The sequence below is a fragment of the Streptomyces sp. DH41 genome (genome assembly GCF_029813785.1).
Lineage (GTDB): Bacteria > Actinomycetota > Actinomycetes > Streptomycetales > Streptomycetaceae > Streptomyces.
On sequence record NZ_JARVKY010000002.1, the window covers coordinates 63486 to 81436 of the forward strand.

Sequence of the window (17951 nt, forward strand, 5' to 3'; positions counted from 1 at the left end):
CCGTACACCACACACAGCATCACACCGTCACCGGCGCGCAACCCCCTCCGCCCGGGCCGCCGCCGCCACCGCCGCCGTAACCGCCGGCGCGACGCGCTCGTCGAACGGGGACGGGATGACGTAGTCCGCGGCGAGGTCGTCGCCCACCACGGAAGCCAGCGCCTCGGCCGCCGCGAGCTTCATGCCCTCGGTGATCCGGGACGCCCGCACCTGCAGCGCGCCGGCGAAGATGCCCGGGAACGCCAGCACGTTGTTGATCTGGTTCGGGAAGTCCGAGCGCCCCGTCGCGACGACCGCCGCGTACTTGTGGGCGACCTCCGGATGCACCTCGGGGTTCGGGTTGGCCATCGCGAAGACGAACGCGCCCTTGGCCATCGAGGCGACCGCCGGCTCCGGCACCGTACCGCCGGAGACGCCGATGAAGACGTCGGCGCCGGACAGGGCGGCCTCCAGCGAGCCGGACAGCCCAGCCTTGTTGGTGAAGGAGGCCACTTCGCGCTTGACCGGGGTCAGGTCGTCCCGGTCGGCCGAGACGACGCCCTTGCGGTCCGCGACCGCGACGTCCCCGATGCCGGCCTCCACCAGCATCTTGGCGATGGCGACACCGGCCGCGCCCGCGCCCGAGATCACCGCCCGCAGCTCACCCAGCGTCCGCCCGCTCAGCCGCGCGGCGTTCCGCAGGGCCGCGAGGGTCACGACCGCCGTGCCGTGCTGGTCGTCGTGGAAGACCGGGATGTCGAGGCGCTCCTGGAGCTTGCGCTCGATCTCGAAGCACCGCGGCGCCGAGATGTCCTCCAGGTTCACACCGCCGAAGGAGGGTGCGAGCCGCACCACCGTCTCGACGATGTCGTCTGCGTCCGTGCAGTTCAGCGCGATCGGGACCGCGTCCACACCGCCGAACTGCTTGAACAGGATCGCCTTCCCCTCCATCACCGGAAGGGAGGCCTCGGGTCCGATGTCCCCGAGTCCGAGCACGGCCGTACCGTCCGTCACGACCGCCACGACCGAGGACTTCCAGGTGTAGTCGTGGACGAGGTCGGGCTGCTCGGCGATCGCGCTGCACACTTTCGCGACGCCGGGCGTGTACGCCAGGGACAGGTCGTCCTTGTCACGGACCGGCACGGTGGCCTGCACGGCCATCTTGCCGCCGCGGTGCAGCGCGAACGCGGGGTCGAAGGAGTCGAGGGGCTCCACGCCCGCCTCCTGCTCCGTACTGGCGTCGCTGTCGCTGCGAGGATTGACGATCTCCGCTGCCACTTTGTCTTACCCCTTAAGAGTTCATGGTTTGAGGGTTTGTCCACTCCTGGTGAGGAATGGGCGGGCACCGCGCAGGAAGATGGCCGTTGGGACCACGTGGGCCCTGCGCGACGGGCGCGCCGCACACGCGCCCTGAGCCCCTGATGAGGGGTGTAAAGAACCTTCTTACCCGACGGACACCCACCGCGACGAGTCCGATAAGCGCAAGCTCACATGTCGGACCACGAACGCCGCATGCCGGTGACATGACTCATAGCCAGGGATCCGGACAACTTCTCGGCACCCCTTGACAGGCCAGGAGAACGGACCCCCAAAGGTCGCACGTACGAGCGAACCGTGTCCGCATATCGAGGAATACCGAAGATCTTCCGGCCGGAAGGGGTGATTCCCGTAAAGGTTCGGTCGTGATGTACCGACCTGGTGCGGTTCGGGGGGTCGCCCGTTATCCGATTTTGACATGGCATCCCCCCTGAATGGCCGAGTCCGAATGGCAAGATGCCGTAATCACACGAGGTCGCGACGCTCGAAAGTGTGTGCTCTCGTCGACTCACGGCGCCTGCCGGACCCCCGGCCGGCGCCCCGCCCCACCGGAACCCCACCGTCCCCATCGGCATCTCCCTTCATCCGCCGGAGGAACCACCATGACCGCAAGCTCCACCCGTCGTACGACCGCCGCGCAGTCCCGGCTAGCAGCGGTCGGTGCGATCGCGGTCGCAGGCGCCCTGCTGCTCACCGGATGCGGCGACCAGACCGAGAACAGCGACTCCGGCGGCAGCGACAACCAGTCCGCTGCGGGTGCTCCGCTGGCCGACAAGCTGCCGCAGTCCGTTCGCGACAAGGGCGTCATCAAGGTCGGCTCCGACATCGCCTACGCGCCGGTCGAGTTCAAGGACAAGTCCGGCGAGACGGTCGGCATCGACCCCGACCTCGCGGACGCCATGGGCAAGCAGCTCGGCGTGGAGTTCGAGTTCGAGAACGGCACCTTCGACACCCTGATAACCGGTCTGCGCTCCAAGCGGTACGACATCGCCATGTCCGCGATGACCGACACCAAGGAGCGCCAGGAGGGCATCGACTCGGAGACCGGCAAGAAGGTCGGCCAGGGCGTCGACTTCGTGGACTACTTCACCGCCGGTGTCTCGATCTACACCAAGAAGGGTGACGACCAGGGCATCAAGACCTGGGCCGACCTGTGCGGCAAGAAGCTCGTGCTGCAGCGCGGCACGGTCTCGGAGGACCTCGCCAAGGCCGAGAACGAGAAGTGCCCGGCCGGCAAGAAGATCTCCATGGAGGCCTTCGACAACGACCAGCAGGCCCAGACCCGCCTGCGCGCGGGCGGCGCCGACGCCGGTTCCTCCGACTTCCCGGTCGCGGCGTACGCGGTGAAGACCTCCGGCGGCGGCAAGGACTTCCAGCTCGTCGGCGAGCAGGTCGAGGCCGCGCCGTACGGCATCGCGGTCGCCAAGGACAACACCCAGCTGCGGGACGCCCTGAAGGCGGCGCTGGACGCGGTGATCGCCAACGGCGAGTACAAGAAGATCATGGACAAGTGGGGCGTGGCGGAAGGCGCCGTCACGGAGGCCACCATCAACGGCGGCAAGTGACCGCGCGGCGGGCACCGAAAGGCAACATCCGTGACTGTTGACATCGACAAAACGGCGGGCGGCCCGGCCGGTACCCCGCCGGCCGGACCGGAGGCCATCAAGGCCATCCCGGTCCGGCACTACGGGCGGTACGTCTCCGCGGTCGTCGCGATCGCGCTGCTGGCCGCCGTCGTCTACGCGTTCTCCCAGGGCAAGATCAACTGGGGTGCGATCCCGGACTACTTCTTCGACGACCGTGTCCTGACCGGCATGGGCAAGACCCTCCTGATCACCGTCCTGGCGATGCTGATCGGCGTCGTCGGCGGCATCCTGCTCGCCGTGATGCGGCTGTCCAAGAACCCGGTGACCTCGTCCATCGCGTGGTTCTACATCTGGTTCTTCCGCGGCACGCCCGTCCTGGTGCAGCTGGTCGTCTGGTTCAACCTCGGCCTGGTCTTCGAGTACATCAACCTCGGTCCGTTCTATCGCGACGAGTGGTCGGACTTCATGACGCCGTTCCTGACGGCGCTGCTCGGCCTCGGCCTGAACGAGGCCGCGTACATGGCGGAGATCTGCCGCGCCGGTCTGCTGGCGGTCGACGAGGGCCAGACCGAGGCGGCGCACGCGCTCGGCATGAGCCACACCAAGACGCTGCGCCGGATCGTGGTGCCGCAGGCGATGCGCGTGATCGTGCCGCCGACCGGCAACGAGGTCATCAACATGCTGAAGACGACCTCACTGGTGTCGGTCGTCCAGTACGCCGAGTTGTTCCGGGTCGCCCAGGACATCGGGCAGACCTCCGGCGCCCCGGCCGAGATGCTGTTCCTGGCGGCGGCCTGGTACCTGCTGCTGACCTCGGTCTTCAGCGTCGGCCAGTACTACCTGGAGCGTTACTACGCCCGCGGCTCCAGCCGCAGCCTGCCGGCCACCCCGATGCAGAAGATCAGGGCGAACCTGCTGTCCCTGTCGAACCGCTCCAGCACGACGGGAGGTGCGGCATGACCGCCATGGTCAAGGCCGAGGGCGTCCACAAGTCCTTCGGCGCCGTCGAGGTACTCAAGGGCATCGACCTGGAGGTGAAGCAGGGCGAGGTGTTCTGCCTCATCGGCCCCTCCGGCTCCGGCAAGTCGACCTTCCTGCGGTGCATCAACCACCTGGAGAAGATCAACTCCGGGCGGCTGTACGTCGACGGGGAGCTGGTCGGCTACCGCCAGAAGGGCGACAAGCTCTACGAGCTCAAGGACAGCGAGGTCGCGGTCAAGCGCCGGGACATCGGCATGGTCTTCCAGCGCTTCAACCTGTTCCCGCACATGACGGCCCTGGAGAACGTCATGGAGGCGCCGGTCCAGGTCAAGGGCGTGAGCAAGGCCCAGGCCAGGGACCGCGCGCGCCAGCTCCTGGAGCGCGTGGGCCTGGGCGACAAGGCCGGCAACTACCCCTCGCAGCTCTCCGGCGGCCAGCAGCAGCGCGTCGCCATCGCGCGGGCCCTCGCCATGGACCCGAAGCTGATGCTGTTCGACGAGCCGACCTCGGCCCTCGACCCGGAACTGGTCGGCGACGTCCTCGACGTCATGCGCGACCTCGCCGAGTCCGGCATGACGATGGTCGTCGTCACCCACGAGATGGGCTTCGCCCGCGAGGTCGGCGACAGCCTGGTCTTCATGGACGACGGTGTGGTGGTCGAGTCGGGCAACCCGCGCGACGTCCTGACGGACCCGCAGCACGAGCGGACGAAGGCGTTCCTGTCCAAGGTGCTCTGATCCCCCGTACGTACGACGGAACTCGTACGTACGACGAAGGGGGGCGGTACGGAGATCCGTACCGCCCCCCTTCGGGCTGTCCCCGGGCTACTTGAGCGCCAGCAGCAGCGTGTCCGACGGCGAGCACCACACCGGTCGCGCCTCGCCGAAGCCCTTCTCGCGCAGCACGCGCGCGTGCCAGGCCGCCGGGGGCATGTCACCGTCGGCGTGCTCGCCGTAGATCTCGAAGCGGCGGGCGGTGGGCCCGGCGAGGACCGGGTCCTTGGCGGCGAGCTGCCACCACTCGGCCCAGTCGAGCGCGCCCTGTGACCGGGCGGCCGTCATCCGCTCGTGCCGCTGGGCGCGTTCGGCCGCGTTGATCCGGGGCGTCGTCTCGTCGATCATGTGGTCCGCGTTCATGAAGACACCACCGTCGCGGACCAGTTCCGCGACCCGACCGTAGAGGGCCGCGAGGGGTTCGGCGTGGAGCCAGTGCAGGGCCGTGGCGGTCAGGACGGCGTCGTAGGAGTCGTGCGGCAGCTTCGCCGTCCACTCGGGGTCCTTGAGGTCGGCGGTGACCAGACGGACCCGTTCGTCGCCCGCGAAGGTGCCCTCGGCGATGGCGAGGAGCGCGGGGTCGAGGTCCACGCCGGTGCTGGTGGCCTCCGGGAACCGGGCGAGCAGCCGGGCCGTGATGGTCCCGGTGCCGCAGGCGAGGTCGAGCACGCGCGGTGCGGGCCCGACCAGTGCCTCGACCATGTCCAGCATGATCCGGAAGCGTTCCTCGCGGTCCGGCATGTACCACTCCTGCTGCCGGTCCCAGCTGACCTGCCAGGCGTGCCAGTCGGCGGTCGTGGTGGTAGTGGTGATGTCCGCGTCCGTCATCGAGCCCCTCCGTCGCATACATGAAGTAATACCCTGGAACCGCGATCAGCCATTACCTGACCGCAGGCATGACCATAGAGCCCCTTCGTAAGGACTACAAGTGGAACTGGCCTATTACTCGGACTACGCCGTACGCCTCGTCAACACCGAGGAACCGGCACGGGGACAGGACTCCCTGACCTCGGTCGAGGCCGTCCGCGAGCTCTTCGGCGCCAACCAGTCGGCGGCCCGGCGTGCCACGGACGCGGACGTGACCCGGTTCCGCTCGGTCCGGGGACGGCTGCGGGCGGTCTTCGAGGCGGCCGACGGCGGCGACGAGACCCTCGCCGTGGACCTCTTGAACTCCCTGCTCCTGGAGTTCCCGGTGAGCCCGCAGATCTCCGGCCACGACGTCCGCGACGACGACGGCACCCCGCTGTGGCACATGCACCTGGCGGACCACCCGTCCAACGCGACCGCCGGTTTCGCCGCCATCGCGGCGATGGGCCTGGCCTTCCACCTCACCGAGTACGGCGTGAACCGCCTGGGCCTGTGCGAGGCGGCCCCCTGCCGCAACGCGTACCTGGACACCTCCACCAACCGCTCCCGGCGCTACTGCTCCGACCGCTGCGCCACCCGCGCCAACGTGGCGGCCTACCGCGCCCGCAAGCGCCTGGAGGCGGACCGGGCGGTCAGCGGCCTGAGCGCCGACAGCGCCCAGCGGGCCACGGCGAACGGCGAGCGCTGACCCGGCCTCAGCGGCCGGTAGCGCAGCCGCGCCCTGCCGAGTACGAGCTCCTCGGGGACGGCCCCGTAGTCGGTGCTGTCCCCGCCCGCGAACGCGTTGTCCCCGAGCACCCACCAGCCGGCCCCGCGCCGTTCCACGGCCCGCTTGACCACGAGCAGGTCCTGCTGGAAGGGATGCCGCAGCACGACCACGTCACCGGGCCGCACCCTGGCCCCCCAGTGCACCAGGAGCACGTCCCCGTGGTGCAGCGTGGGCACCATCGACGGCCCGGTCACCTCGGCCGGCCCGAAGGGCAAGGCCCCTCTCGCGCGTTCGGTCTCCTGCGACAGCTGCTCCGGCATAACCCGGCACCTCCCCGGTCTTTCCTCCACCAGTCTCAGTCTCACCCCGGACTTTTGTCCTAAGCCCACGGGGGCACTCGCGAAATCGGGCCTCCCAGGGAGTAATGTCCCCCCTGAGAAGACGATCACGAGGAAGGAACGGCTGCATGCTTTCCCGCCTGTTTGCCCCCAAGGTCACGGTCAGCGCCCACTGCGACCTGCCCTGCGGCGTGTACGACCCTGCCCAGGCCCGCATCGAGGCGGAGTCGGTGAAGGCCGTCCAGGAGAAGATGGCCGGCAACGACGACCCGCACTTCCAGGCTCGCGCCACGGTCATCAAGGAGCAGCGCGCCGAGCTCGCGAAGCACCACGTCTCCGTGCTGTGGAGCGACTACTTCAAGCCCCCGCACTTCGAGAAGTACCCGGAGCTGCACCAGCTGGTCAACGACACCCTGAAGGCCCTCTCGGCCGCCAAGGGCTCGACCGACCCGGCGACCGGCCAGAAGGCCCTGGACTACATCGCCCAGATCGACAAGATCTTCTGGGAGACCAAGAAGGCCTGATCACCGGTCATGCCGTTCGGCCCGCGTTTCAACTGGTCGCACGGTCCTTCGGTCCGCACCCGTTCCGCGGTACGCCGAGCACGGCGTCCCTGCCGGACCGGGTGCGGTCTTCTTTCGGGCTTCTCCCGGTCTTCTTTTCGCCGGCCGCGCGCGTGGCCGTGGGCCCGCGGCGTGAGGCCGCCGCCCCTCAGACCCGTCTGAGGCGGGTGAGCAGGCCCCGGTGCGCCCATCCCGTCCGGCGCAGGCCCATCCAGACGCAGCAGGCGGCCACGGCCAGCGCGAGCGCCGCCGCACCGGGCGCGGACGGGGCGGCGTTCATCACGGCGACGCCGGTCACCACCGCGACGAATCCGTCGAACTGCCATGCCACGATCATCAGCCCGGACAGATCGCCGAACGGCGTGACGACGGGGAGAAGCAGTGAGAGCGGCAGACGCGTCTTCATCTCACGCAGGAATCTGGCGCCGAGGGCCGACACGACCGACCCGGCCACGAGCAGGACCGTGTCGACCAGGCGTCCGCCGTGCTGCGGCCACCGGGTCACGACGGCGAGGCCGCCCCCCAGGGACGTTCCGACCGCTACGGCGGCCACGGGCCAGGTCAGCGTGCGGGCCGGCATCCCGCCCCAGCACTCGCCGAACAGCGGGGCCAGGGTCAGCTCGTCGCGCAGACCACGCCAGGTCTCGCCCACCCAGCCGGACCCGAGGTACACGCAGACGGAGCCGGCCACCCACAGCGGCGGTACCGGGTCCCCGTCGGCTCCGGCCACCCCGAGCGTCAGCAGCGCACCGCCGGCCAGCAGGAGAGCCACGGCCGCGAGCGCGCGACCGCGTGTGCGCAGCGCCCGGACCACACCCTGATGGAGATGCCCGCGAAGGCGTCCGTCCGGACGGAACAGAGCCGAGGTGAGTCCGCGCGGCTCCGGCCGGTACAGGTCGAGCGCGTGATGGAGCGTACCCGTCAACACGTACGCCTGAGCCTGGGACGCGCGTGCCGACTCGCGGGCGAGTCTGGCCAGGTCGACCGTCCGGATCGCCCGGAAGGCCGCACGTCCGAGGGCCGCGGCGGTGGCCGTCAGCAGCCCGGCGAGGAACCACAGGGCCCCTGTGCCGTTCGTGGCCGCGGGGCCGCCCACCGTCACGGCCGACGCCGCGGCGCCTACGGCGGAAGCGAACACCAGGTTGTCGGACACCGGTCGGACCTGGGCCCACAACCAGACGGCCGCAGTAGAAGCACTGAGCCCGACCGCGACCGCCATACCCTGCGTCGCGGTGCCAGGGTGGTCGAACAGGTCGGTCGTGAGATACGCCGCCGTGCACACCGACAGCAGCAGGGCGGCACCGGCGTACGCCAGTCGGCGCCGGGCGATCGTGCCGAGGTAGCCCGTCGGGGACAGGTCCGTGGACATGAACACGTGCAGCAGGAAGGGCTGGAGCACCAGCGGCCCCCAGAACCGGCCGGCGAGTTGGGCGCCCCAGCACGCCGTCACCGCGAGAGCGCAGGCCACCGGCGTCGCGTCGGCGGGAGTTCCCAGCGAGACGAGCCCCGGCGACCTACTGGCGGCGTGGAGGGCCGGCAGCAGGAAGAAGACGCCGAAGAGAGCGACGAGGTAGACGGTGTACGCGCGGCCACGCACCGTGGCCCGGTCACCACGGCGGGCGTAGCGGTGCCGGACGGCGTGGACGCGGTCGCCGGCTCCGGCGTCGGGTGCCACGATGTCCCGCGTCGTCATCCCAGCTCCACGCGGCCGTCGCACACATCCACGAGGGCGGGTTCGTGGGTGGCGACCAGGAACGCCGTGCCCTGCTTCGCCCGCTCCGCGAGCAGTGCGGCCACCAGCTCGACGCGGTGTCCGTCGAGGTGCCGCTCGGGCTCGTCGAGCAGTACGACATCGGCGGGACGGACCAGCGTCAGCGCGAGGCTGAAGAGTTGGGACTGGCCGGACGACACCTGGTGGGGAAAGCGTTCACCCAGTGAGGACAGCCCCAGCCGTTCGACGACCCGGTCGGCCCGCTCGGTGGTCGCCGGGGTGTTGCCGTACCAGGAGGCGGCGACCAGTGTCACCTGCTCGCGCAACGTCATGTCACGGGCGACCGGGATCGGCTCGACGAGCGAAGCCACGTGCCGCCGGTGCCGGGGCTTCGTCATGTCCGCGGGCTCACCCATCACCGAGACCGACCCGGCCGTGAGGCCCCGACTGCCCAGGAAGGCACGCAGGAGCGTCGTCTTGCCCGTCCCGTTGCCGCCCGTGACACACCAGAGCTCGCCCGGCGACGCATCGAACGTCGTAGGGGCGAGCAGCATGGTGTCACCCAGCGTGACCGTCGCGCCGTCCGCCGCTATCACAGGAACTCCGGTCACTCACACTCCAGGACCACACACGTTTCTCGTGACCGCGCACTCTACTCGTCGCCCGTATACGACCTGTTGACGCCCGTCGCCTCGAGGCCGGCCGTCATCCGCGCCATCGGCCTCTCTCCGGGAGCGTCGCTCAAGTGGCCTTCTCGCGTGGCAGGCGTTCAGCGCTTCCTGTCGTACGTCCGTACCACGATGCCGTTGCCGAAGGACCGCACTCCCTCCTGGACGAACTCGGAAACCTGAAAGCCCGAGCCGAACATCGGCATGCCCGTGCCCAGCACCACCGGGTACGTCTTGACGACCAGCTCGTCGATCTCGTCGATCAGCTCGCCGGCCACGGCCGAGCCGCCGCACAGGTAGATGTCGAGGGCGCTGTCCTCCGCCTTCAACGCGCGGACCCTGCCGACCAGGTCCGCCGAGATGATCTCGACGTTCGGATCGGGCGACTCCGTGAGCGTGCGCGAGGCCACGTACTCACGCAGATGGGCATAGGGGCTGGTGATGCCCTCTTTCAGAGCCAGGTCGTAGCTGGCCCTGCCCTGGATGATCGTGTCGAACCGTTTGTTGGGCAGGTCGTCGATCCCGAGGGGCCGGCGGCCATGGGTCGGCAGCGTCTCCGGATACTCCGCCGCCAGGAACGCGAAGAACTCCTCGTCGACGAACGGGACCATGAAGGACGCGTCGCCGTCCGGGCCACCGATGAAGCCGTCGATCGAGCAGGCGATGAAGTACGTGAGCTTGCGCAAAGTGGTCTCCTTCCGCGTTAACCACTCCAGTTATAGTACTCTACTCGTAGTGGCTCAAGTGTTTTCCCGCTTTCCGCTGTCAGACGGCCACCGCGGTCTGCGGCTCGCGCCACATCGGCCACATCCGGGGGCCGTCCGGCAGGTCCAGGGCCCGGCCGGTGAACTCGAAGCCGAGGCGTTCGTACAGCACCCGGCTGCGAGCGCTGCTCGCCTCCAGATAGGCGGGCAGTCCCTCGCGGTCGCAACGGTCGAGGACCGACTCGATGAGCACGGTGCCCAGGCCTTCGCCCTGCCGCTCGGGGGCCACGCCGATCATCCACAGGTACGCGTGGGCCCGGCCGGACGGGTGGATGCCGTCCGTCAGCCGGGCGATCAGCTCGATGCGCTCGTTTCCCGGGTCGACGGCCTCGCGCACCTGGACGGGGACGTCGCCGGACGCGTCACAGGGGTCGCCGCCCGGCCCGTCGCCGGTATGCCCGTCCGCCGGTACGGACAGCCACAGCGCGCAGGCCGCGCCGTCCTCGGTGAGATCGATACGCCCGTCGGCGAGCACGGCGTCGGTGAAGGCGGCCATGAGCCGGTGGTGGGTCCGACGGCGGTACTCCTCGCCGGGGAAGACCCAGCCGCTCACCGGGTCGTCCTGGAAGGCCTCGTCCAGCAGCCGGACGACCGACTCCCGGTCGCCCTGCCCCGCCGTCCGGATCTCCACACCCATGTCCCGCCCGCCCTTCGACTCAACACCGCTTGTGCGTACGGCGGTTGAGCCTAGTCGCCGACAACGGCGGACGGTGGTGGATGTTCCGGCCGCACGCCGGGAAGGGGGGCGGGCCCCGCACACCGTGGGGAAGTGCGGGACCCGCCGAACCGGAGCCCTTGGCGGTGCGGCCGTACGTCGGTCAGGTCCGTACGGCCCTGCACGGGCTCCGGGGTCTTGCGTGGCCGGCCGGGCGACCGTCAGGTGCTGCGACGGGTCACGAACTCGGCCAGCGCGAGCAGTCCGCCCGCCGCCTCCGGGTCGGGCACGGCGCGGGCCAGTTCCTGCATGGCCCTGGCCATCCGGTCGGCCGCCTGGGCCTGTGCCCAGTCCCGGCCGCCCGCCCGCTCCACGGCCAGTGCGGTGCGCTCCAGGTCCTCCTTGCCCTCGTCGTAAGGCGTCGCGTACAGCTCGGCGAGTCCGGCGGCGGCCGGGGTACCGGAGGTGAGGGCGGCGACCACCGGCAGCGACTTCTTGCGGGCGGCCAGGTCCGCGCCGGCCGGCTTGCCGGTACGGCGCGGGTCGCCCCATATGCCGATGACGTCGTCGATGAGCTGGAAGGCGAGGCCCGCCTCTCGGCCGAAGGCGTCCATGGCCTCGACGTCCTCGTCGGCGGCACCGGCGTACAGCGCGCCGAGGGCACAGGCGCATCCCAGCAGGGCGCCCGTCTTGGCCTCGGCCATGGCGAGCGTCTCGTCGAGGGTGACGTCGCCCGGGGCGCGCCCCTCCATGGCCGTGTCCGCGTGCTGCCCCTCGCACAGCTCCATGACGCAGTCGGCGAGCCGGGTGGCCGCCGCCGCGGACGCCGGGTGCGGATCCGCGGCGAGCAGCCGCAGCGCCAGCGCCTGGAGGGCGTCCCCCGCGAGGATCGCGTCGGCGTCGCCGAACACGGTCCACGCGGTCGGCCGGTGGCGTCGGGTGGCGTCTCGGTCCATCACATCGTCGTGCAGCAACGTGAAGTTGTGGACCAGTTCCACCGCCGCCGCGGCCCGTACCGCCGCCGCCCGGGCCCCGGGGCCGCCGAGCGCGGCGGCCGAGGTGAGGACGAGCGCGGGACGGATCGCCTTGCCCGCGTTGCCCGCCGCGCGTGTGCCGTCCGCGTGCTGCCAGCCGAAGTGGTAGAGCGCGGTACGGCGCATCGAAGCGGGCAGTGACGCCATGGCGGACCGCAGTTCCGGGTCGACCGACGCCCGCGACTCCCGGAGGAGCGCCACCGCCTCGTGCCCCTCGGACATCACCGCCTCGTGCCCGTCGGACGCCATCGGCTCCCGCCCGTCGGACACGACCGGCCCATGCCCGTCGGATGGCGTTCCCGGCTCCTTCTCCCGCTGCGTGCCGATGGGCCCGTGCCTTTCCAGCGTCCCGGTGGGGTGACGCGTCTCGGTGGCGCTGCGCCGAGCCTCTGTCATGGACTCACCTCCCCCATACGCCCGCCTCCGTACCCCCGGGGTGTACCCGCCCCGAAGGGCGGGAACACGGCGTTCGGGAGACTGGCGTCACTGCCAGCGGCCGATCTCGACGTTCTCCAGGACGCCGAGCGCGTCCGGTACGAGGACCGCGGCCGAGTAGTAGGCCGTGACCAGGTACTTGATGATGGCCTGCTCGTTGATGCCCATGAAGCGCACCGACAGACTCGGCTCGATCTCGTCCGGGATGCCGGTGGCACGCAGACCGATGACGCCCTGGTCCTGCTCGCCGGTACGCATCGCGATGATCGAGGACGTGCGGGCCTCGGTGACCGGAATCTTGTTGCACGGGTAGATCGGCACACCGCGCCAGGTCGGGATGCGGTTGCCGGCGATGTCGATGGTCTCGGGGACGAGCCCGCGCCTGTTGAGCTCGCGTCCGATGGCGGCGATCGCACGCGGGTGGGCGAGGAGCAGCTTGGTACCGCGCCGGCGGCTGAGCAGCTCGTCCAGGTCGTCCGGGCCGGGCACGCCGTCGTGCGGCTGGATCCGCTGGTCGTACTCGCAGTTGTGCAGCAGGCCGAACTCGCGGTTGTTGACGAGCTCGTGCTCCTGGCGCTCCTTCAGCGCCTCGACCGTCAGCCGGATCTGCTGCTCGGTCTGGTTCATCGGCTGGTTGTAGAGGTCGGCCACGCGCGAGTGGATGCGCAGCACGGTCTGGGCGACGCTCAACTCGTATTCACGGGGCCGGGCCTCGTAGTCGACGAAGGTGTGCGGGATGTCCGGCTCGCCGCTGTGACCGGCGGAGAGGTCGATGGCCTTCTCGCCGAGCTTGTTGGTGCGCTGCTCGGGGATCGAGCGCCGCTCCTCGAGGTGCGTACGCAGGGAGTCCGCGCGCTCCGCGATCTGCTCCACCTCCTGGCGGGGCAGCACCAGCACCGTGCAGGCGGTGACCGTGCGGGCGGTGTACTCCCAGATGGCGTCCCCGTCGAGCAGCGCCTGGTCGCCGAAGTAGGCGCCGTCGGCGAGGACGCCGAGCACCGCGTCGTCGCCGTAGGGGCCGGTGCCGACCTTCTCCACCTTGCCGTGCGCCAGCAGGTAGACCTCGTCGGCCTGGCCACCGAACGAGGCGATCACCTCGCCGGGGCCGAACTCCCGCTGCACACAGCGCTGCGCCAGCTCCGAGAGCACCTCCTCGTCCTCGTACGACCGCAGGGCCGGCAGCTCGCCCAGCTCGGCGGGGATGACCTCGACGCGGTCGCCGGTCTTCACGAACGTCACCCGGCCGTCGCCCACGGCGAAGGTCATGCGCCGGTTCACCCGGTACGTGCCGCCCTGGACGTCGATCCAGGGAAGCGTGCGCAGCAACCAGCGGGAGCTGATCTCCTGCATCTGAGGTACGGACTTGGTCGTGGTGGCCAGGTTCCGCGCGGCCGCCGTGCCAAGACTCTGCTGCGGCCTGGTCTGCTCGGTGCGGACCTCTTCGCCTACCGACATAAGGAATTGCCCCTCCGGTCGTGCCGGGCGGCTGTGCCCGGCATCGATGTGCGAGCACCAGCCTTCCTCACGGAGCGTGCCGGTGCTATTACCCGAACGAGCGGGAATGGATCACCGGCGACCGGGGCAGACAGGAGAGCTTGTTCGGTGGATCGGCGTCTTGTCCGGTTCCGTCCGGGCTGTTGGCCGGGACAGGATTGTCCGGATCGGATCGCACACGGACCGAACAAGTACTAGGGAGCGCTCCGTTTCGGTAGAAGCACCGTACGAGGCGGTCGCGCCGGGCGGTCGTCGCGCAGCGTGAAGGAGTCGGCCGTGGCCTCACCCATGTCCGCGAGCAGTTTCCTCAAGGCACTGAAAGCAGAGGGCCTCACCGTCGTCCAGGTCGGCGACTGGCGGGACCACAACCGCAACCACAAGGGCCCGTGGGGGCCCGTGCACGGCGTGATGATCCACCACACGGTCACCAAAGGCAGCAAACGGACCGTGGAGATCTGCCGCAAGGGCTACGAGGGCCTGCCCGGGCCCCTGTGCCACGGGGTCATCACCAAGGACGGCAAAGTCCACCTGGTCGGGTACGGCCGGGCCAACCACGCCGGGCTCGGCGACGACGACGTCCTGCGCGCGGTGATCGCGGAGAAGGGGCTGCCCCGGGACAACGAGACGAAAACCGACGGCAACCGGCACTTCTACGGCTTCGAGTGCGAGAACCTGGGCGACGGCGACGATCCGTGGCCGGCGGCACAGCTGGAGGCGATCGAGCGGGCCGCGGCCGCCGTCTGCCGCCACCACGGGTGGAATGAACGATCCGTCATCGGCCACCTCGAATGGCAGCCGGGGAAGGTCGACCCCCGGGGGTTCACGATGGCGTCGATGCGGGGGCGGATCCGGGACCGGCTGAAGTGACCCGCGCGCCGCGCGCCGGCGGCGTGACAATGGCAGGGTGAACGGCACCGACACCTCCGGCCTCGCCATCCTGCGACCTCGCCTGCCCTCACCGTTGCAGGAGATCGCCGACGGGCGGTTCGAGCGTCGCGGTGTCCGGTTGCTGCTCAAGCGGGACGATCTGATCCACCCCGAACTGGTCGGCAACAAGTGGCGCAAACTCGCGCCGAATCTCGCCATGGCGGGCGGGCGTGCCGTCGTCACGTTCGGCGGCGCCTACTCCAACCACCTGCGTGCCACGGCCGCCGCGGGCCGACTGCTCGGGCTGCCCACGGTGGGCGTGGTGCGCGGTCAGGAACTGGCCGGCCGGCCGCTCAACCCCTCCCTGGCCCGGTGCGCGGCCGACGGCATGCGGCTGCACTTCGTCGACCGCTCGACGTACCGCCGCAAGACGGAACCGGCGACCCTGGCGGCCCTCCTGCGCTCGGCGGACGCCGAGGACGCGATCGTCGTCCCCGAGGGCGGCAGCAACGCGGAGGCCGTCCGCGGCTGCCGGGCCCTCGGGAAGGAACTGGGCGAGCACACCGACGTGGCCGCCCTCGCCTGCGGCACCGGCGGCACGCTCGCCGGGCTGGCCGCCGGCCTCCCTCCGGGCCGTCGCACGCTGGGCATACCGGTGCTCAAGGGCGGCTTCCTGGCCGACGACATACGGCGCCTCCAGGAGCGCGCCTTCGGCGGGCTCCGCGGCTCCTGGAGCCTCGACGACCGCTTCCACTGCGGCGGCTACGCCCGCACCACTCCCGAACTCGACTCCTTCGCCGAGGACTTCGAACACCGCCACGGCCTCCCCGTGGAGCGCGTCTATGTCGCCAAGATGCTCCACGCCCTGCTCACCCTCACCGAGGAGGGCGCCTTCCCCCGCGGGACCACCCTGACGGCGGTCGTCACGGGCCGCCCCTTTCCCTGAACGGGCCCGCCCGGCCGGGGCTGTCCGGGGGGCTCGCTCCGGCGCCCGGCGCCGCACGCGCGCGTGGCGTCCCGCCTCGCCAGACCGTGTCGGACCGCCCGCACCGCGGGCCGCGTCGGACCGCCCCCACACCGCCGGATCCACGGCGCACCGCCGGCGACCCGGCCGGCCGGGCCGCTACGCCGTCTCCCGGTACGCCGCCGCCTCCTCCAGGTCCAGCCGGCGCAGCAGCGTCCGCAGCATCTCGTCGTCGATGTAGCGGCCGTCCCGCAGCCGGACGAAGACCTCCCGCTCGGCGCCGATCATCTCCCGGGACAGCCGCCGGTAGGTGTCGTCGACGGTCTCGCCGGTGACGGGGTTGGCCTGCCCGAGCCGTTCCCAGACGGCGTTGCGGCGACGCTCCAGGACCGTTCGGAGGCGGTCGGCCAGCGGAGCCGGCAGGGCGTTGCGCTCGTCGGCGAGGAGTTCGTCCAGGCGCTGCTCGGCGGCGCGGGAGGCCTGCGCCTGCGCGTTGGCCTCCGCCAGGGTCTCGGCCTGTACGTCGCGTGCGGGGAACTTCAGCAGGCGGATCAGCGGCGGCAGGGTGACGCCCTGGACGACGAGCGTGCCGATGACCGTGGTGAAGGTGAGGAACAGGATGAGATCGCGCTCGGGGAAGGGCTCGCCGTCGTGCATGGTGAGCGGAATGGAGAAGGCGATCGCCAGTGAGACCACGCCCCGCATCCCGGCCCAGCCGATCACGAACGGCCCCCTCCAGGAGAGGTCCCCCTCGCGCGCGCGGACGCGTGCCGACAGCCGCGGCAGGAAGGTCGCCGGATACACCCACACGAATCTCGCCACGGCGACCACCAGGAAGACGGCGACCGCATACCAGGCGACCTCGGCACCCTCGTACCCGCCGAGACCCTTCAGGACGACGGGCAGCTGGAGTCCGATCAGGGCGAACACCGCCGACTCCAGGACGAACGCGACCATCTTCCACACCGCGTCCTCCTGGAGACGGGTGGCGAAGTCGACCTGCCACGCGCGGTGGCCGAGACAGAGCGCGACGACCACCACCGCGAGCACCCCGGAGGCGTGCAGCTGCTCGGCGACCGCGTAGGCGACGAAGGGGATCAGCAACGAGAGCGTGTTCTGCAGCAGCGCCTCCCTCAGGCGGATGCGCAGCCACTGGAGCGGCACCATCAGCACCAGTCCGACGCCGACGCCGCCGATCGCCGCGATCAGGAACTCCGTGATGCCCCCGGCCCAGGTGGCGCCCTCGCCGACCGCCGCGGCGAGCGCCACCCTGAAGGCGGTGATCGCGGTGGCGTCGTTCACCAGGGACTCTCCCTGGAGGATCGTGGTGATGCGGGAGGGCAGCCCCACGCGGCGGGCGACCGCCGTGGCCGCGACCGCGTCCGGCGGCGCCACCACCGCGCCGAGCACCAGGGCCGCGGTCAGCGGCAGACCGGGCACGATCAGGTACGCGGCGCAGCCTACGACGAAGGTCGCGAAGAGCACGTAGCCCACGGACAGCAGCGCCACGGGCCGCAGCTGGGCCCGCAGGTCGAGGTAGGAGCTGTCGGTGGCCGCCGTATGGAGCAGCGGGGGCAGCAGCAGCGGCAGGACGATGTGCGGGTCGAGGGTGTAGTCGGGCACGCCGGGTACATAGCTCACCGCCAGGCCCACCGCGACCAGCAGCAGCGGCGCCGGCACGGGCACCCGCCGTCCCGCCGCGGCGATCGCGGCGCTGCCCGCCACCAGCAACAGCAGCGGCATCACGTCCATCGTCCTCGCCCGCTCTCTCTCCGCGCGGCCCTCCGCACACCCGACGTAACCTGGCAATCATGAGACAGTGCACGCACGCCGACGCGCTGCCGCACCCGGAACCGGAACCGCGGAGCGAGACCTGTCCGGAGTGTCTGGCCGAGGGCACGGACCCGGTGCAGCTGAGGCTGTGCCTCGTCTGCGGTCATGTCGGCTGCTGCGACTCCTCGCCCAGGCGGCACGCGACGGCGCACCACGAGGACACCGGCCACCCGGTCATGCGGACCTTCGAGCCCGGGGAGAACTGGCGCTGGTGCTTCGTCGACCACGTCCTCGTGTGACCTGCGCCCGGGACGGTTCGACCGTCTGACGCCTGGGTACGTCAACCCGGCGCGCGCTCTTCCGATTTGGGCCCGCCGAACCCCTAGCCACTGTGCGTGTTCATGTGTTTACTATGAGTGACAGCGGGGGGTTGGGGTCTCGGGGACAGGAAAGTTCGGAGCGCGATAACGTCA

Annotated in this window: 18 protein-coding genes; 8 read left to right on the plus strand and 10 right to left on the minus strand. The window is 70.6% G+C overall.

Going from position 1 to position 17951, the window contains the following annotated elements:
• Positions 1–27: 27 nt before the first annotated feature.
• Positions 28–1257, minus strand: a complete 1230-nt coding sequence (locus QC283_RS03450) for an NAD(P)-dependent malic enzyme (RefSeq protein ID WP_279559826.1) — start codon at positions 1255–1257, stop codon at positions 28–30.
• A gap of 641 nt (positions 1258–1898) precedes the next feature.
• Here QC283_RS03450 and QC283_RS03455 point away from each other — a divergent pair.
• The 3 genes from QC283_RS03455 to QC283_RS03465 are packed head-to-tail and all read left to right on the plus strand — an operon-like array spanning position 1899 to position 4600.
• Positions 1899–2861 (plus strand): ABC transporter substrate-binding protein, encoded by a 963-nt coding sequence (locus tag QC283_RS03455; protein WP_279559827.1) that lies wholly within the window; start codon positions 1899–1901, stop codon positions 2859–2861.
• Positions 2862–2891: 30 nt separating this feature from the next.
• Positions 2892–3842 (plus strand): amino acid ABC transporter permease, encoded by a 951-nt coding sequence (locus QC283_RS03460; protein WP_279559828.1) that lies wholly within the window; start codon positions 2892–2894, stop codon positions 3840–3842.
• A complete protein-coding gene (locus QC283_RS03465) occupies positions 3839–4600 on the plus strand; it encodes an amino acid ABC transporter ATP-binding protein (protein ID WP_279559829.1) in 762 nt (253 codons plus the stop codon). The genes QC283_RS03460 and QC283_RS03465 overlap by 4 nt, the downstream gene beginning before the upstream one ends.
• Before the next feature lie 87 nt (positions 4601–4687).
• Here QC283_RS03465 and QC283_RS03470 read toward each other — a convergent pair whose 3' ends face one another.
• Entirely contained in the window at positions 4688–5464 is a 777-nt protein-coding gene (locus QC283_RS03470; RefSeq protein ID WP_279559830.1) for a class I SAM-dependent methyltransferase, read from the minus strand.
• Positions 5465–5564: 100 nt separating this feature from the next.
• On the opposite strand from QC283_RS03470, the gene QC283_RS03475 reads away from it, so the two are divergent.
• Entirely contained in the window at positions 5565–6191 is a 627-nt protein-coding gene (locus QC283_RS03475; protein ID WP_279559831.1) for a CGNR zinc finger domain-containing protein, read from the plus strand.
• On the opposite strand, the gene sodX is transcribed toward QC283_RS03475, so the two are convergent.
• Positions 6098–6532: a nickel-type superoxide dismutase maturation protease gene (gene sodX / locus QC283_RS03480; RefSeq protein WP_279559832.1), complete on the minus strand. Its 435-nt coding sequence runs from the start codon at positions 6530–6532 to the stop codon at positions 6098–6100. The two genes, QC283_RS03475 and sodX, sit on opposite strands and share 94 nt — an antisense overlap.
• A 146-nt stretch (positions 6533–6678) precedes the next feature.
• On the opposite strand from sodX, the gene sodN reads away from it, so the two are divergent.
• Positions 6679–7074, plus strand: coding sequence for a superoxide dismutase, Ni (gene sodN, locus QC283_RS03485; protein ID WP_064729779.1), 396 nt, complete (start codon positions 6679–6681; stop codon positions 7072–7074).
• Between the two features lie 187 nt (positions 7075–7261).
• Here the strand turns inward: sodN and QC283_RS03490 are convergent, their stop codons facing one another.
• From QC283_RS03490 to QC283_RS03515, 6 genes are all read right to left on the minus strand, one after another.
• Positions 7262–8806, minus strand: coding sequence for a hypothetical protein (locus QC283_RS03490; protein ID WP_279559833.1), 1545 nt, complete (start codon positions 8804–8806; stop codon positions 7262–7264).
• Positions 8803–9435: an ABC transporter ATP-binding protein gene (locus QC283_RS03495; protein WP_279559834.1), complete on the minus strand. Its 633-nt coding sequence runs from the start codon at positions 9433–9435 to the stop codon at positions 8803–8805. Before QC283_RS03495 ends, QC283_RS03490 begins: the two co-directional genes overlap by 4 nt.
• Before the next feature lie 158 nt (positions 9436–9593).
• Positions 9594–10178 carry a dihydrofolate reductase family protein gene (locus QC283_RS03500; RefSeq protein ID WP_279559835.1) on the minus strand — a complete coding sequence of 195 codons (585 nt, stop codon included), beginning with the start codon at positions 10176–10178 and terminating at the stop codon, positions 9594–9596.
• A 79-nt stretch (positions 10179–10257) separates the two neighbouring features.
• Positions 10258–10893, minus strand: a complete 636-nt coding sequence (locus QC283_RS03505) for a GNAT family N-acetyltransferase (protein WP_279559836.1) — start codon at positions 10891–10893, stop codon at positions 10258–10260.
• A gap of 239 nt (positions 10894–11132) precedes the next feature.
• Positions 11133–12341: a family 2 encapsulin nanocompartment cargo protein polyprenyl transferase gene (locus QC283_RS03510; RefSeq protein WP_279559837.1), complete on the minus strand. Its 1209-nt coding sequence runs from the start codon at positions 12339–12341 to the stop codon at positions 11133–11135.
• Positions 12342–12428: 87 nt separating this feature from the next.
• Entirely contained in the window at positions 12429–13835 is a 1407-nt protein-coding gene (locus QC283_RS03515) for a family 2B encapsulin nanocompartment shell protein (protein WP_279559838.1), read from the minus strand.
• A gap of 327 nt (positions 13836–14162) precedes the next feature.
• On the opposite strand from QC283_RS03515, the gene QC283_RS03520 reads away from it, so the two are divergent.
• Positions 14163–14741: an N-acetylmuramoyl-L-alanine amidase gene (locus tag QC283_RS03520; protein WP_279560382.1), complete on the plus strand. Its 579-nt coding sequence runs from the start codon at positions 14163–14165 to the stop codon at positions 14739–14741.
• 37 nt (positions 14742–14778) lie between these two features.
• Entirely contained in the window at positions 14779–15687 is a 909-nt protein-coding gene (locus QC283_RS03525; protein WP_279559839.1) for a 1-aminocyclopropane-1-carboxylate deaminase/D-cysteine desulfhydrase, read from the plus strand.
• 177 nt (positions 15688–15864) lie between these two features.
• Here the strand turns inward: QC283_RS03525 and QC283_RS03530 are convergent, their stop codons facing one another.
• Positions 15865–17457, minus strand: coding sequence for a Na+/H+ antiporter (locus QC283_RS03530; RefSeq protein WP_279559840.1), 1593 nt, complete (start codon positions 17455–17457; stop codon positions 15865–15867).
• A gap of 59 nt (positions 17458–17516) precedes the next feature.
• On the opposite strand from QC283_RS03530, the gene QC283_RS03535 reads away from it, so the two are divergent.
• Positions 17517–17777 carry a UBP-type zinc finger domain-containing protein gene (locus tag QC283_RS03535; RefSeq protein WP_279559841.1) on the plus strand — a complete coding sequence of 87 codons (261 nt, stop codon included), beginning with the start codon at positions 17517–17519 and terminating at the stop codon, positions 17775–17777.
• Positions 17778–17951 lie beyond the last annotated feature (174 nt).

Coding starts and splice junctions, on each gene's coding strand:
- QC283_RS03455 (WP_279559827.1), top strand. CDS start 1,899: ATGACCGCAAGCTCCACCCGTCGTACGACCGCCGCGCAGTCCCGGCTA.
- QC283_RS03465 (WP_279559829.1), top strand. CDS start 3,839: ATGACCGCCATGGTCAAGGCCGAGGGCGTCCACAAGTCCTTCGGCGCC.
- QC283_RS03470 (WP_279559830.1), bottom strand. CDS start 5,464: ATGACGGACGCGGACATCACCACTACCACCACGACCGCCGACTGGCAC.
- sodX (WP_279559832.1), bottom strand. CDS start 6,532: ATGCCGGAGCAGCTGTCGCAGGAGACCGAACGCGCGAGAGGGGCCTTG.
- sodN (WP_064729779.1), top strand. CDS start 6,679: ATGCTTTCCCGCCTGTTTGCCCCCAAGGTCACGGTCAGCGCCCACTGC.
- QC283_RS03490 (WP_279559833.1), bottom strand. CDS start 8,806: ATGACGACGCGGGACATCGTGGCACCCGACGCCGGAGCCGGCGACCGC.
- QC283_RS03505 (WP_279559836.1), bottom strand. CDS start 10,893: ATGGGTGTGGAGATCCGGACGGCGGGGCAGGGCGACCGGGAGTCGGTC.
- QC283_RS03510 (WP_279559837.1), bottom strand. CDS start 12,341: ATGACAGAGGCTCGGCGCAGCGCCACCGAGACGCGTCACCCCACCGGG.
- QC283_RS03515 (WP_279559838.1), bottom strand. CDS start 13,835: ATGTCGGTAGGCGAAGAGGTCCGCACCGAGCAGACCAGGCCGCAGCAG.
- QC283_RS03520 (WP_279560382.1), top strand. CDS start 14,163: ATGTCCGCGAGCAGTTTCCTCAAGGCACTGAAAGCAGAGGGCCTCACC.
- QC283_RS03530 (WP_279559840.1), bottom strand. CDS start 17,457: ATGGACGTGATGCCGCTGCTGTTGCTGGTGGCGGGCAGCGCCGCGATC.
- QC283_RS03535 (WP_279559841.1), top strand. CDS start 17,517: ATGAGACAGTGCACGCACGCCGACGCGCTGCCGCACCCGGAACCGGAA.